Source organism: Streptomyces sp. NPDC058653 (assembly GCF_042716895.1).
Lineage (GTDB): Bacteria > Actinomycetota > Actinomycetes > Streptomycetales > Streptomycetaceae > Streptomyces.
This window is the reverse complement of sequence record NZ_JBHXRM010000015.1, coordinates 1-14,095: the sequence shown is the minus strand read 5'-3', so window position 1 is coordinate 14,095 and position 14,095 is coordinate 1. Positions and strand designations below refer to the sequence as shown.

6 protein-coding genes are annotated in these 14,095 nt (G+C 72.1%); all 6 read right to left on the bottom strand.

The window, feature by feature from the left end; genetic code table 11:
- Window positions 1-57 precede the first annotated feature (57 nt).
- The 6 genes from tmk to ACFWU9_RS15210 all read right to left on the bottom strand — a co-directional run bounded on the left by tmk (window position 58) and on the right by ACFWU9_RS15210 (window position 13,811).
- On the bottom strand, window positions 58-3,576 hold the full coding sequence (gene tmk, locus ACFWU9_RS15235) for a dTMP kinase (protein WP_384318329.1): 3,519 nt from the start codon (window positions 3,574-3,576) through the stop codon (window positions 58-60).
- 201 nt (window positions 3,577-3,777) lie between these two features.
- Window positions 3,778-6,693, bottom strand: a complete 2,916-nt coding sequence (topA, locus tag ACFWU9_RS15230; protein WP_384318327.1) for a type I DNA topoisomerase — start codon at window positions 6,691-6,693, stop codon at window positions 3,778-3,780.
- Window positions 6,694-7,098: 405 nt separating this feature from the next.
- Entirely contained in the window at window positions 7,099-7,296 is a 198-nt protein-coding gene (locus ACFWU9_RS15225; RefSeq protein WP_384318325.1) for a hypothetical protein, read from the bottom strand.
- A gap of 1,361 nt (window positions 7,297-8,657) precedes the next feature.
- Window positions 8,658-10,268: a methyltransferase gene (locus ACFWU9_RS15220; protein ID WP_384318323.1), complete on the bottom strand. Its 1,611-nt coding sequence runs from the start codon at window positions 10,266-10,268 to the stop codon at window positions 8,658-8,660.
- Window positions 10,269-10,496: 228 nt separating this feature from the next.
- Entirely contained in the window at window positions 10,497-11,108 is a 612-nt protein-coding gene (locus ACFWU9_RS15215) for a small secreted protein (protein WP_384318321.1), read from the bottom strand.
- A gap of 288 nt (window positions 11,109-11,396) precedes the next feature.
- Window positions 11,397-13,811 carry a sodium-translocating pyrophosphatase gene (locus ACFWU9_RS15210; protein WP_384318319.1) on the bottom strand — a complete coding sequence of 805 codons (2,415 nt, stop codon included), beginning with the start codon at window positions 13,809-13,811 and terminating at the stop codon, window positions 11,397-11,399.
- Window positions 13,812-14,095 lie beyond the last annotated feature (284 nt).

Genomic DNA, 14,095 nt, shown 5'->3' with positions numbered 1-14,095 from the left:
CAGAGGGCGGAGGCCGACGTTCCGGCCCCCGCCCTCTGCCTCGGCACAACCGGAGCCTCAGTGACGGCCCCGGCCGAAACCGCCGCGCCCGCCGCCGGTGCCCTCGTCGTCGTCACGCGGGCCGAGCAGCTCGTCGGCGAGCGACGGAAGATCGTCCAGCGGAGTCTCCTCGGCCCAGTCCGAACGCCGCCGGGACGGCCGCTCCGGATCGACCTGCGGCAGTTCGCGCGTCTGGTCGTTGCCCGCCACCGGAGCCACCGGAGTCACCGGAGCCGGCGCGGACTGCGCCGACTGCCCGGGCTGCCCGGACGCAGCCGGTGTCGCCGGCGGCACCGACGGGGCGGGAGCGGATCCCGGCGCGTCGTCCCGGAAGTAGCCCGGCGGCACCCGGTCGGCCGGATGCGCGTCCCGTACGGGCGGCAGTACGGCGGTCTCGTCGAGCGCCATGCTCACCCCTCCCGACGGCCCCGAACCCGAACCCGACGCACCGGAGCCACTGCCGGAACCGGACCCCGAGGACCCGCCGGAGCCGGACCGCCCCGACTCCTCCCCCGGCTCCGGAACCTTCGGAATCACCCGCGTCTCGTCGTTGTCCGCACCCGAGGCACCCGAGGCACCCGAGGCGCCTGAGCCACGCGAGCCACCTGAGCCACGAGCGCCACCCTGACCGCCCGAGTCACGCGAACCACGCGAACCACCGGAGTCACCAGTGCCCCCCGACTCGCCCTCCCCGCCCGACGGCGCCGGCACCTCCTGCGTCGCGTCGTCCGGGGTGACCACCCGCTTCTCCCGAGCCGCGTCCTCGGACGGCTCCGGCACCACCGGCGTCGGCACCGTCAACTCGCTGTCCGACTGCGGATGTTCGCCCTCCGCCGCCTGCACGGCAGCGGTCGCCTCCGCCAGCCGACGCGCCTCCTCGGCCCGCAGCAGCGCCTCCTCCGCCTTGCGCTGCTTCTCGCGCCGACGCTCCTCAGCCTCGGCCCTGAGCCGGCTCTCCTCCTCGGCGAGCCGCCGCAGCCGCTCCTCCTCCGCCCGCCGCGTGGCGTCCTCCGCCTCGCGCCGTACGCGCTCCTCCTCGGCCAGCCTGCGCGCCTCCGCGGCCCGCTCCCTGGCCTCCATCGCCTGCCGGTCGGCCTCGCGCTGCCGCGCCTCCTCCAGCTCGCGGCGCTTGCGCTCCTCCTCCTCGGCCCGGAGCTTGGCGAGCTGCGCCTGCCGCTCGCGCTCCTGGCGCTCCTCCTCGGCCTTGCGCGCCGCCTCTTCCTCGGCCCGGCGCCGCGCCTCCTCGACGGCGGCCTTCCGCGCGTCCTCCTGCGCCTTCACCTCGGCGGCGGACAGCGGCAGCATCTGGTCGAGCCGGTGCCTCACGACGGTGGTGACGGCCTCGGGCTCCTGCGCCCCGTCCACGACCAGATACCGGCCTGGGTCCGAAGCGGCGAGCGTGAGGAAACCGTCCCGTACCCGCTGGTGGAATTCGGCCGGCTCGGACTCCAGCCGGTCGGGCGCCTCCGTGAACCGCTCACGCGCCGCCTCGGGCGAGACGTCGAGCAGCACCGTCAGATTCGGTACGAGACCGTCCGTGGCCCAGCGCGAGATCCGCGCGATCTCGGTCGGCGCCAGATCGCGCCCCGCGCCCTGGTAGGCCACGGAGGAGTCGATGTAGCGGTCCGAGATGACGATCGCGCCGCGCTCCAGGGCGGGGCGTACGACCGAGTCGACGTGCTCCGCGCGGTCGGCGGCGTACAGCAGCGCCTCCGCGCGGTGGGACAGACCGGCGCTCGACACGTCCAGCAGGATCGACCGGAGCCGCTTGCCGACCGCCGTGGCGCCCGGCTCGCGGGTGACGACGACCTCGTGGCCCTTGGCGCGGATCCACTCCGCCAGCGCCTCGACCTGGGTCGACTTACCCGCGCCGTCGCCGCCCTCCACCGCGAGGAAGAAGCCGTTCGCCGCCTGGGCCTGGGCCGGGTCGGCCCCGCCGCGCAGCGCGTCGCGCAGATCGCGTCGCAGCGGTACGCCCGACCTGTCGTCGGTCTTCGCCAGGACGACGGCGGCCACGGGCAGCAGCAGCGCGCCGGCCAGCATCAGTGTGAAGGCCGCGCCGCCGTGGGCGAAGACGAAGTCGCCCGAGGCCAGCCGGTGCGGTCCGATCGCCGCGGCCAGAAGGGGCGCCGCGATCGCGCCCAGCGCCACGAAGATCCGGACGACGGCCTGGAGGTGGTCGGTCTGCCGGTCGCGCCGGTACTCCTCGGTCTCCTGGTCGATCAGCCCGTGCCCGGTGTTCGCCGCGACACCGGCGGACACACCGGCGAGCACCGCGACGAACAGCACCGTCGCGGTGTCCGGTACGAGACCCATGGCCAGCAGCGCGACGCCGGTGAAGGCGATCGCCAGCGCGAGCAGCCGGCGGCGTGACAGCCCCGGCAGCACCTTCGCGGCGGCGCGGATACCGACCACCACGCCGCCCGTCAGGGCGAGGACCAGGAGAGCGAAGGCGACGGGCCCGCCGCCCAGGTCCTTGGCGTGCAGTACGGAGACGGCGACCGCGGACGCGATCGCCGCGGCGACGGCTCCGGAGGCGAGGACGAGCAGCGACACCGCGCCCGTACGGCCCTTGTCGGGACCGGTCCCGGTCGTCGGTCGGCGCAGCCCTTCGAGGGGCGAGCGCGGGCGCGGGGTGGGGCCGCCGGGCAGCTCCAGCATGAAGAGGGTGGACACGGACGCGGCGAACAGTCCGGCCGCGACGTACGACCCGAGGGCCGCCTGGTGCTGCGAGAACCACTCGACGCCCGTGCCGAGCAGATTCCCGATCAGCGTGACGACGAGCAGGACGGCCGCGGCCACGGGGATCGCGACGAAGCTGGTACGCAGCGAGAGCCGGCGCAGCGCGTCGAGGTGGTCGGGCATCGGCCGTACGGCGGAGCCCTCCGGCGGCGGCGCCGGGAGCAGGGCGGGCGCCGCGCTCTCCTTGGCCACCGTCCAGAAGCGCTCGGCCACACCGGCGACGAAGACCGTGCTGAGGAGGATGGGCAGCGCGTTCTCGGGGCTCCAGTCGAGCCAGAGCGGCGCGACGATGAGGAGCGCGAGGCGTACGCCGTCCGCCACGATCATCGTCCAGCGCCGGTCCAGCGGGCCGCCCTTGGTACCGGTGGCGACCTCGGGCGCGGGGGTGGTCGGGGCGCCTGCCGGGTCACCCTCGGCGGCCGCCTTCGCACCCCGTGACGTGGTCGCCCGCGTCCCGGACCCGGGCGCGGTGAGGGCGGCCAGCGGCCCGAGGAGTACGGCTCCGAAGAGCACTGTGGCAAGGATCCGGGCACCGAACACCGCGGCGACGGCGAACGCCACTCCCCGGTATCCCGCCCCGAACGAGCCCTCGGCGACCGCCGCCTGCAACGACAGCAGCAGAAGCACGAGAAGGGCGAGTGCATCGCCGATGCCGCCCACGAGCTGTGCGCCCCACAGCCGCCGGAGCGGAGGGAAGCGCAACAAAGCTCGTACGGCACGCTCTCGTGAGTCTGCGGCAAGTGCGTCGGAGTCGGAGGTGGGGCTCACGACCGTTGGCTGCTCGGCTCGCGTCATCCGCCCAGCCTATCCGGAGCCCGCCTGTCCTCCGAGCCCCGCCCGAACAAAGAACCGCCGCACGGGTCTCCGGGCGGTCCCGGTGGAGGCTCCGTGCGGCGGTCACGCCGTTCCCGGCGCCCTGCTCACCTGCGCTCGCGCTGTTCTCCGCGCTCGGCTCGCCGCGACGCCCCGCGCCGTTCTCCGTACCCTATTCGTGCCCTATTCGCCGTCGCCCGCACCCGAGTTGGTGCCCGAGCCCGTTCCCGTTCCTGTTCCTGTTCCTGTTCCCGTACGGGACGACGCCGTCGACTTCTTCGCGGCCGTCGACTTCGTGGCGGTCTTCTTGGCGGCCGTCGTCGTCTTCTTGGCCGCGGTCTTCTTCGTCGCCGTCGCCTTCTTGGCAGGAGCCTTCTTGGCGGTCGCCTTCTTCGCCGGGGCCTTCTTCGCCGTCTTCTTCTTGGCGGGTCCCTTGGCGCGCTTCTCGGCGAGCAGCTCGTAACCGCGCTCCGGCGTGATCTCCTCGACGCTGTCGTCCGTCCGCAGCGTCGCGTTGGTCTCGCCGTCGGTGACGTACGCCCCGAAACGGCCGTCCTTCACGACCACCGGACTCCCGCTCACCGGGTCCGTCCCGAGCTCCTTCAAAGGAGGCTTCGCCGCCGCCCGACCGCGCTGCTTGGGCTGGGCGTAGATCGCCAGCGCCTCGTCGAGCGTGATGTCGAAGAGCTGCTCCTCGCCGGTCAGCGACCGCGAGTCGGTGCCCTTCTTGAGATACGGGCCGTAGCGGCCGTTCTGCGCGGTGATCTCCACGCCCTCGGCGTCCGTACCGACCACACGCGGCAGCGACATCAGCTTCATCGCGTCCGCCAGCGTCACCGTGTCCAGGGACATCGACTTGAACAGCGAGGCGGTCCGCGGCTTGACCGCGTTCTTCCCGGTCTTGGGCGTGCCGTCGGGCAGGACCTCGGTCACGTACGGGCCGTAACGCCCGTCCCTGGCCACGATCTGGTGCCCGCTCCCCGGGTCCACACCGAGCTCGAAGTCGCCGCTCGGCTTCGCCAGCAGCTCCTCCGCGTACCCGACGGTCAGCTCGTCGGGCGCCAGGTCCTCGGGCACGTCGGCCCGCTGGTGGCCCTCCGCGTCCTTCTCGCCGCGCTCGACGTAGGGGCCGTAGCGGCCGACGCGGAGCATGATGCCGTCGCCGATCGGGAAGGACGAGATCTCGCGGGCGTCGATCGCACCGAGGTCCGTGACGAGCTCCTTGAGCCCGCCCAGGTGGTCCCCGTCGCCGTTGCCCGCGGCGGCGGCGGTCGCGACGGCGGCGGCGCCGTCGGAGTCGTCACCGGTACCGAAGTAGAACCGCTTGAGCCACGGCACGGACTGCGCCTCGCCCCGCGCGATGCGGTCGAGGTCGTCCTCCATCCGCGCGGTGAAGTCGTAGTCGACGAGCCGGCCGAAGTGCGTCTCCAGCAGATTCACCACGGCGAAGGAGAGGAAGGACGGGACGAGCGCCGTGCCCTTCTTGAAGACGTAGCCGCGGTCGAGGATCGTGCCGATGATCGACGCGTACGTCGACGGGCGGCCGATCTCGCGCTCTTCCAACTCCTTGACCAGCGAGGCCTCGGTGTAGCGGGCCGGCGGCTTGGTGGCGTGGCCGTCGACGGTGATCTCTTCGACCGAGAGCGCGTCGCCCTCCGCGACCTGCGGCAGCCGGCGCTCACGGTCGTCGAGCTCGGCGTTCGGGTCGTCGGCGCCTTCTACATAGGCCTTCATGAAGCCGTGGAAGGTGATCGTCTTGCCGGACGCGGAGAACTCGGCGTCCCGGCCGTCGCTCGACGTTCCCGCGATCTTGACGGTGACGCTGTGACCGACCGCGTCCTTCATCTGGGAGGCGACAGTCCGCTTCCAGATCAGCTCGTAGAGCCGGAACTGGTCGCCGGTCAGCCCGGTCTCGGCGGGCGTACGGAAGCGGTCACCCGAGGGACGGATCGCCTCGTGCGCCTCCTGCGCGTTCTTGACCTTGCCCGCGTACGTACGCGGCTTGTCGGGCAGATAGCTCGCCCCGTACAGCTGCGTGACCTGCGCCCGCGCCGCCGAGACGGCCGTGGCGGACAGGGTCGTGGAGTCCGTACGCATATAGGTGATGAAGCCGTTCTCGTACAGCTTCTGCGCGACCTGCATCGTCGACTTCGCCCCGAAGCCGAGCTTGCGCGAGGCCTCCTGCTGGAGCGTCGTCGTACGGAAGGGGGCGTACGGGGAGCGGCGGTACGGCTTCGACTCGACCGAGCGGACGGCGAACGAGGAGTCCTGGAGGGCGGTGGCCAGCGCCTGCGCGTTGGCCTCGTCCAGATGCAGCACCTGGTCGGACTTGAGCTGCCCGTCCGGGCCGAAGTCGCGGCCCTGGGCGATCCTGCGGCCGTCGACGGCCGACAGCCGCGCGTTCAGTACGGAGGGGTCGGAGGCGTCGCCCGTACGGCCCGTGCCGAAGGTGCCCGTCAGGTCCCAGTACTCGGCGGAGCGGAAGGCGATGCGCTCGCGTTCGCGCTCGACGACGAGCCGGGTGGCGACGGACTGGACACGGCCGGCGGACAGGCCGCGCATGACCTTCTTCCACAGGACGGGCGAGACCTCGTAGCCGTACAGGCGGTCGAGGATCCGGCGCGTCTCCTGCGCGTCCACCATCAGCTTGTTCAGCTGGCGGGGGTTGGCGACAGCGGCCCTGATCGCTTCCTTGGTGATCTCGTGGAAGACCATCCGGTGGACCGGGACCTTGGGCTTGAGCACTTCCTGGAGATGCCACGCGATGGCCTCGCCCTCGCGGTCCTCATCGGTGGCGAGGAAGAGTTCGTCCGAGTCCGCCAGCAGCTCCTTGAGCTTTCTGACCTGGGACTTCTTGTCGGCGTTGACGACATAGATCGGCTGGAAGTCATGTTCGACGTCCACACCGAGGCGGCGCACCTCGCCGGTGTACTTCTCGGGCACCTCGGCGGCGCCGTTCGGGAGGTCGCGGATGTGCCCGACGCTCGCCTCGACGACATATCCCGGGCCGAGGTAGCCCTTGATCGTCTTCGCCTTGGCCGGCGACTCGACGATGACGAGTCGGCGGCCGGCGTGTCCGGTCTCGCTGGTCGGGGACAACTTCGCTCTTCTCTCCGGTCGGCACTCGATGGCCCGTACAGCCTGACGCGGTACGGCAGCGCGGCAGCGCGGGGCAGGACATGCCCCGCTATGACGCTGCTTCGCTGCGGAGTGTGACGGTACAACCCGCCCCCGTGTCAAACGGCGAAAGACCGCAACGGCCACTCGAACGGTAACCCGAGTCCGTACGTTTCTGCCGCCCGGACCCATGTGCCCGCCGCGCGGGACGGCCCGTGAGCGCCGTACGGAGCGGGCCGGCCGCGGACCTCGGGAGGCGCTTCGCCGCAGGTCCCGGGGGTCGGCGACGGGCATACCCCGGGCGGGATCCCGGCGTTTCCGGCCACCGTACGACCGGTCGGGCGCGCCGGTCCTGGGAGAGGCCCGGCCGGGCCCCGGGGTCAGGGATCAGATCCGGCCGAAGCACCAGAAGCCGAGGGCCACGAACGACACGCCCGCGAGGGTCGCCAGCGTGATGGAAGTCGCAGGACTGACACCGTGCGCCACGGGGGCGCGGTGCAGCACGCGCGCTCCCGTCCACAGCAACAGCGCGCCTCCGAACAGCGCGAACGCCGCCCCCGCGAAGATCGCCGGCCCGCTCTCCATGCCCGTACCCCGTTCGATTCCCGGAACCGAGCTGGCCCCGGGGCCCGAGGCTGGCACCTCGGTACGTCATTGGCGCGAATTCCGCGTGAACGGCGCGTGGGTTCACTCCCGCGGTATCCGCCGGGTGCGGGTACGGGGGGGGTGGGGGGGTGGCGGTACGGGGGTGGCGCTCCTGCGGGTGGCGGTACGGGGGGGGACGCGGGTGCCGGTACGGCGGTGAGGCCCCATGGGTGCCGGTACGCGGTGGCGATACGGGGGCGACGCTTGCGCTGGTCCCGGTAGGCGGGTGGCGCTGCGCGGGTTCCGGTACGGGGGACGGCCCTGCGGGTGCCCGTGAGCGAGTGGCGGGTGGCGGGTGGCGGGGACGGGGGTGGCGCCCCCACGGGTGCCGGAACGCAGGCGCCGGTGCCGCGCTGGCGGCGCGCGGGTTCCGGCACGGGGGTCGCCCGGCGGGTGCCGGTAGGTGGGTGCGGGTACGGCGGTGGCGCTGCGCGGGCGCGGGGACGCGGGTGGTGCCCCCACGGGTGCCGGTACGGGGGTGGCCGTAAGCGGTGGCGCCCCCGTGCACTGGCGGTACGGGGTCGGCGCTGCGCGGGTGCCGGTAGGCGGAAGCCGACACGGGGTCGGCGCTGCGCGGTGCGGGTACGCGGGTGGCGCCCCTGCGGGTCGCCGGTACGGCGGTGGCGCTGCGCGGGTGCGGGGACGCGGGTGGCGTGGTGCCCCCACGGGTGCGGGGACGCGGACGCCGGTACGGCGGGGGCCCCGCGGGTGCCGGTACGGCAGCGGCGGAACGGGGGTGCCGGTAGGCGAGAGCCGGTACGGCGGCGGTGCCCGCCGGTGCCAGTACGGGATAGGTGGGTGGCGGTACCCGAGGGGGCGGGGACGCGGGTGGTGCCCCCGCGGATGCCGGTACACAGGTGCCGGTACGGGGTCGGCGCTGCGCGGGGATGGCGCCATCTCAGGTGCGCGTACGCGGGTGGCCGTACGGCGGTAGCGCCCCGCGCGCGGTGCCCGATTCGGGCTCCGGCACCCGCCGACCGTAGCCGTACGGTCTCCGTCGCCGGGCGCACTCGGCTTACGCCAGGGGCATGGCGTGGGCGGGCACGGCCCGGGCGACCGGAACCGGCGCGGTGCGACTTGCGCATCGGCGCCGACGTGCCGTGCGGCCAGGCGTGCCGTGTCACCGCGCCGTACGACCGGCGTGCCGCTGGCCGGGCCGGGCCCCGCCCGGTCGGTCACGTCGGGCCGCCGCCCCACTGCCTCCCCGTCAGGCCTGGGCTCCCGTCAGATCTCGGGACCGGCTCCCCTCAGCCCACGAGCCCCTCCCGTACCGGCACCCCGGGTCCGCCCCCCGCTCCCCCTCAGACCTCCGCCGTCGGCGTCGGTACCGGCAGTAGGAAGCCCTCCTCCACCAGGAGTCGGATCGCCTGTGGTGTCCGGTCACGCAGCAGAACCGGGTCCTCCCCGACCAGCTGGGCGATCGCGTCCAGGATCCGCCCCGCGCTCAGCGACCCGTCGCAGACCCCGGTGAAGCCCGCCGCGATCGTGTCCACCTTCGTCGCCCGCCGCATCCCGCGGTTCTGACGCAGCACCACATGCTCGGGGTCCTCCGCGCCAGGCAGCCCCACCTGCTCCTGGACGACCTCGGGGGCGACCGCGAAGTGCGCGGTGAGCAGCGCGGCGTCGTCATGGGCGCGCAAGTAGTCCTGACGCTCGAAGTGCGCCCGTACGGTCTCCCCGAGCGGCTGCTCGACCGGATGCGGCCACTCCTCCACCACCACCGACGGAAACTCGTGCCCCGACTTCCTCAGGGTGATCCAGCCGAAGCCGACCGCCTTGGTCTTCCGCGCGTCGAACTCGTCCAGCCACGCCTCGTACCGCGCCTCGTACGCCTCCGGGTCCGTCCGGTGGTCGCCGCTGTCGCGCAGCCACAGCTCCGCGTACTGCGTCACGTCCTGCACCTCCCGCTGCACGATCCACGCGTCGCAGCCGCGCGGCACCCAGGACCGCAGCCGGTCCTGCCACTCCTCGCCCTCCACGTGCTGCCAGTTGGCGAGGAAGTGCGCGTACCCCCCGTCGGCGAGGCGGTCGCCCGTCTCCTGGACGAGCGTCCGGCACAGGTCGTCGCCGCCCATGCCGCCGTCGCGGTAGGTGAGCCGGGCGCCGGGCGAGATCACGAAGGGCGGGTTCGACACGATCAGGTCGTACCTCTCGCCCTCGACCGGTTCGAACAGCGACCCTTCGCGCAGGTCGGCGGCGGGCGCCCCGGACAGGGCGAGGGTCAGCCGGGCGAAGTCCAGCGCGCGCGGGTTGAGGTCCGTGGCGGTGACCGTGGTGGCATGCCGCGCCGCGTGCAGGGCCTGGATGCCGGAGCCGGTGCCGACGTCGAGGGCCCTGGCGACGGGCGTACGGACGGTGAGCCCGGCGAGCGTGGTGGATGCCCCGCCGACGCCGAGCACGACACCCCCGCCGTGGCCGGACGCCCCGGCGGCACCGCCGACCGAGCAGCCCAGGTCGGAGACGATGAACCAGTCCTCTCCTTCCGGGCCGCCGTACGGCCGTACGTCCACGGTTGCCCGGACGAACGCGCCGTCTTGGTCGTGCCCCGTACCGCCTTCCGTGGCCGCCGTCACGCCGGCCGCCGCCGCGTCCGCCGTTCCGGCCTCCGCGCCACCGCCCGCGCCGTCGCTCTCCACGACCCAGCCGTCGGCCAGGCACTCCGCGAACGGCAGCGCCGCGCGGGCCCGCTCGGCCGGGACCGCCCGCCGGAGCAGGAAGAGTCTGACGAGCGTGACGAGCGGGCTGTCGCCACGGGTGGCCCGCAGGGCCGGGACGGTCTCGCTGCGGGCCAGCGCGGCGTACGCGGGCGCGCCGAGCAGGTCGAGCAGGCCGTCGACGGTGAAGCCGGCGGCGAGCAGGGCCTCGCGCAGTCGGGGCGAGTTGTCGGGCGCGGGAAGGCTGGTCGTACTCACCCCTCCATTGTGGCGGCTGCCACTGACAAACGCCCGCGGCCCGGCCCCCGATAACGGGGCACCTGTGGTGTGAGGCTTATGTACTAAGGAGCGCGCTCAGGCGCCTTCCTGCTCAAGCCGAGGAGCGTTCGTGGCGGCTCCCGAGAAGCCTGAGGAGTCTGCGGAGCCCACGGAGCGTTCTTCCGACCGCCGGGCGTTCTTCTGACGAATCGGCAGAAGGCCGCCTCCTCAGGAGGCCTGGCCGGCGCTCGATTCCGTCGACGCCCCGTCCGATCCGGTCCCGGCGGGCACCGACGTCTTCGGCCGCTGGCAGCCGGGCTGCTTGGCCATCGCCGCTCCGACCTCACCGGACTGGAGCTTCCGCAGCGCCTGGTCACCGGTCTTGCTGAGCTTGTCGAGTTCGTCGGCCACGCCCTTGAGGCCGTCCGCGAACCTCGCCTGGTCCTTGGTGTCCAGATCGTCGACCTTGGTCTTGAGTCCCGCGTAGGCCGTGGAGGTGGCGTTGAGCTCGCTCACGGCCTCCTTCTGGGTCGTCTCGCCGTCGTCGACGGGCGGGGCGCCCGCACCGTTCACGGCCGCGCCCAGCGCCTTGTAGGCGTCCGAGATGGACTGGAAGGCGGCGGCGTCGGTCTTCTTGACGTCGGCGGGCGTGCTGCTGTCCGAGGTCGCCTGCTGGATCGAGGCGTTGGCGTTCGCGATCTTCGCCAGCTGCGGCTGGACCTGGTCACAGACCTTCTTCGACCAGTCGTTCACCTTGCTGCCGCCGTCGTCACTGCACCCCGACAGCGCCATGAGCAGTATCGAACCGCCGGACAGCGCGGCTGCGAGCTTCTTGTTCACCGGATTGGGTCCCTTCCAAGGCTCTCGGCCCCGGAACATACACGCCATGGGCACGCCTACCGCACGCCATGTGTCCGATGAATTGGCTATTGGATGCATTTGCACCCAGGGAGAGAACGCTCACGCCCTCGCCGCACGACCCACAGCCCACGGCCCACGGCCCACCGACCCACCGACCCACGGAAGACATTCGGCGCCAGACAGGCGGGCGACGCGTCAAGTCGCGCCGCCCGCCCGCCGGTCGGGCCCGCCCCGCCCTGAGCGCTACGAGGCGGTTACGTACCGTTCCTACGAAGCGACCACCGTATCCGGCGACTTGGTCGTCCCGTCCCCGTCCCCGGTACCGCCTGCGCCGTCGCCCCCGTCGTCCACGGCCACCGAGCGCCGCTTGGAGACGTACACCGCTCCGACGATGACACCGATCGCGAGCACCGCCACCACCGCGCGCACCCCGGCGTTGGCGTCTTCCCCGTAGCTGAACTGCACGACCGCAGGAGCGATCAGCAGCGCCACCAGGTTCATGACCTTCAGCAGCGGGTTGATCGCCGGTCCCGCCGTGTCCTTGAACGGGTCACCGACGGTGTCGCCGATCACCGTCGCGGCGTGGGCGTCGCTGCCCTTGCCGCCGTGGTGACCGTCCTCGACGAGCTTCTTCGCGTTGTCCCAGGCCCCGCCGGAGTTGGCGAGGAAGACGGCCATCAGCGTGCCGGTACCGATCGCGCCCGCCAGGAACGACCCGAGCGCCCCGACGCCGAGCGAGAACCCGACCGCGATCGGGGTGAGCACCGCGAGCAGACCCGGCGTCGCCAGCTCGCGCAACGCGTCCTTCGTACAGATGTCGACGACGCGCCCGTACTCCGGCTTCTCCGTGTAGTCCATGATCCCGGGGTGCTCGCGGAACTGCCGCCGCACCTCGTAGACCACCGAACCCGCCGACCGCGACACGGCGTTGATCGCGAGCCCCGAGAAGAGGAACACGACCGCGGCGCCCAGGATCAGCCCGACCAGGTTGTTGGGCTGCGAGATGTCCAGGCTCAGGCCCATCTCACCCGCCCCCGCCCCCACGTCCGCCACCGCCGTGGCGATCGCGTCGCGGTACGAGCCGAAGAGCGCCGCCGCCGCCAGTACGGCGGTCGCGATGGCGATGCCCTTGGTGATGGCCTTCGTGGTGTTGCCCACGGCGTCGAGGTCGGTGAGCACCTGCGCGCCCGCGCCCTCCACGTCCCCGGACATCTCCGCGATGCCCTGGGCGTTGTCGGAGACGGGACCGAAGGTGTCCATGGCGACGATCACACCGACGGTGGTGAGCAGTCCGGTGCCGGCCAGCGCCACCGCGAAGAGCGCGAGCATGATCGACGTACCACCGAGCAGGAATGCCCCGTACACACCGAGACCGATCAGCAGCGCGGTGTAGACGGCGGACTCCAGACCTATGGCCACACCGGCCAGGACGACGGTGGCCGGCCCGGTGAGCGCCGATTTGCCGATGTCGCGCACCGGGCGCCGGTTGGTCTCCGTGAAGTAGCCCGTGAGCTGCTGGATGAGCGCCGCGAGCACGATACCGATGGCGACGGCGACCAGCGCGAACAGCCTCGGGTCACCGGAGTGCGAGGTGATCTCCTCGGCCGTCACGCCGTCCAACTCGGCGTAGCTGGACGGCAGATACGTGTACGCCGCCACGGCCACCAGGATCAGCGAGATCACCGCGGAGATGAAGAAACCGCGGTTGATCGCGGTCATCCCGCTGCGGTCGGAGGACCGCGGTGCGACGGCGAAGATGCCGATCATCGCCGTGATGACGCCGATCGCGGGGACGATCAGTGGGAAGCCGAGCCCGAAGTCGCCGAACGCGGCCGTGCCGAGGATGAGCGCGGCGACGAGCGTCACGGCGTACGACTCGAAGAGGTCGGCCGCCATTCCGGCGCAGTCGCCCACGTTGTCCCCGACGTTGTCGGCGATGGTCGCCGCGTTGCGCGGGTCGTCCTCGGGGATGCCCTGCTCGACCTTGCCGACGAGGTCGGCGCCGACGTCCGCGGCCTTGGTGAAGATGCCGCCGCCGACACGCATGAACATCGCGATCAGCGCGGCGCCGAGACCGAAGCCCTCCAGCACCTTGGGCGCGTCCTCGGCGTAGACGAGGACCACGCAGGAGGCGCCGAGCAGGCCGAGGCCCACCGTGAACATGCCGACGACACCACCGGTGCGAAAAGCGATCTTCATTGCCTTGTGCGCGACGGCGGTCAGATCCTTTTCAGGTTCTCCCTCCGCCGGGGTCGCTTCTCGCGCCGCCGCCGCGACGCGCACATTGCTGCGTACGGCGAGGCGCATGCCGAAGTATCCGGTGGCCGCCGAGAAAAGCGCACCCACCAGGAAGAACAGTGAACGTCCCGCACGTTCCGACCAACCGTCGGCCGGCAGCAACAACAGCAGGAAGAACACCACGACGGCGAAAACGCCGAGGGTGCGCAACTGCCGTGCCAGATAGGCATTCGCGCCTTCCTGTACAGCGGCCGCGATCTCCTTCATGGAATCGGTGCCCTCGTCGGCGGCCAGCACCTGACGGACCAGTCGCTGGGCGACGAGCAGCGCCGCCAGCGCGATGACCGCGACGACGATCACGATCAGTCTGTTGCCGTCCGTCAGTACCGCGGCGGCGAGAGAAGTGGGGTGCTCGGACAGTTGTGGATCGATGTGCCCCGCCATTCGTCCTCCTTGACGCTCAGCGCTCAAGATGGACGGATTGTAGGGAGCGGAAGCTGATCAAAACAGGGTGCGCCCCATGTAATTGACCTTGACTTACGGTGTCGCAAATGATCGGGACTTGAAAGACACCCGGAAATACGTAATGGGATCAGCGCATTCACTCGTGATCAATTTCCCGGGAGAAATAGAAAAGGCCCTGCTCAGCAGGGCCCCAAAGAAATTGGATCACGCTCTTGCTCCCGCTCCGTCTGCGTACGCTCCCGGACGGGCGGGCCGCCCGTCCG

Coding starts and splice junctions, on each gene's coding strand:
- tmk (WP_384318329.1), bottom strand. CDS start 3,576: ATGACGCGAGCCGAGCAGCCAACGGTCGTGAGCCCCACCTCCGACTCC.
- ACFWU9_RS15225 (WP_384318325.1), bottom strand. CDS start 7,296: ATGGAGAGCGGGCCGGCGATCTTCGCGGGGGCGGCGTTCGCGCTGTTC.
- ACFWU9_RS15210 (WP_384318319.1), bottom strand. CDS start 13,811: ATGGCGGGGCACATCGATCCACAACTGTCCGAGCACCCCACTTCTCTC.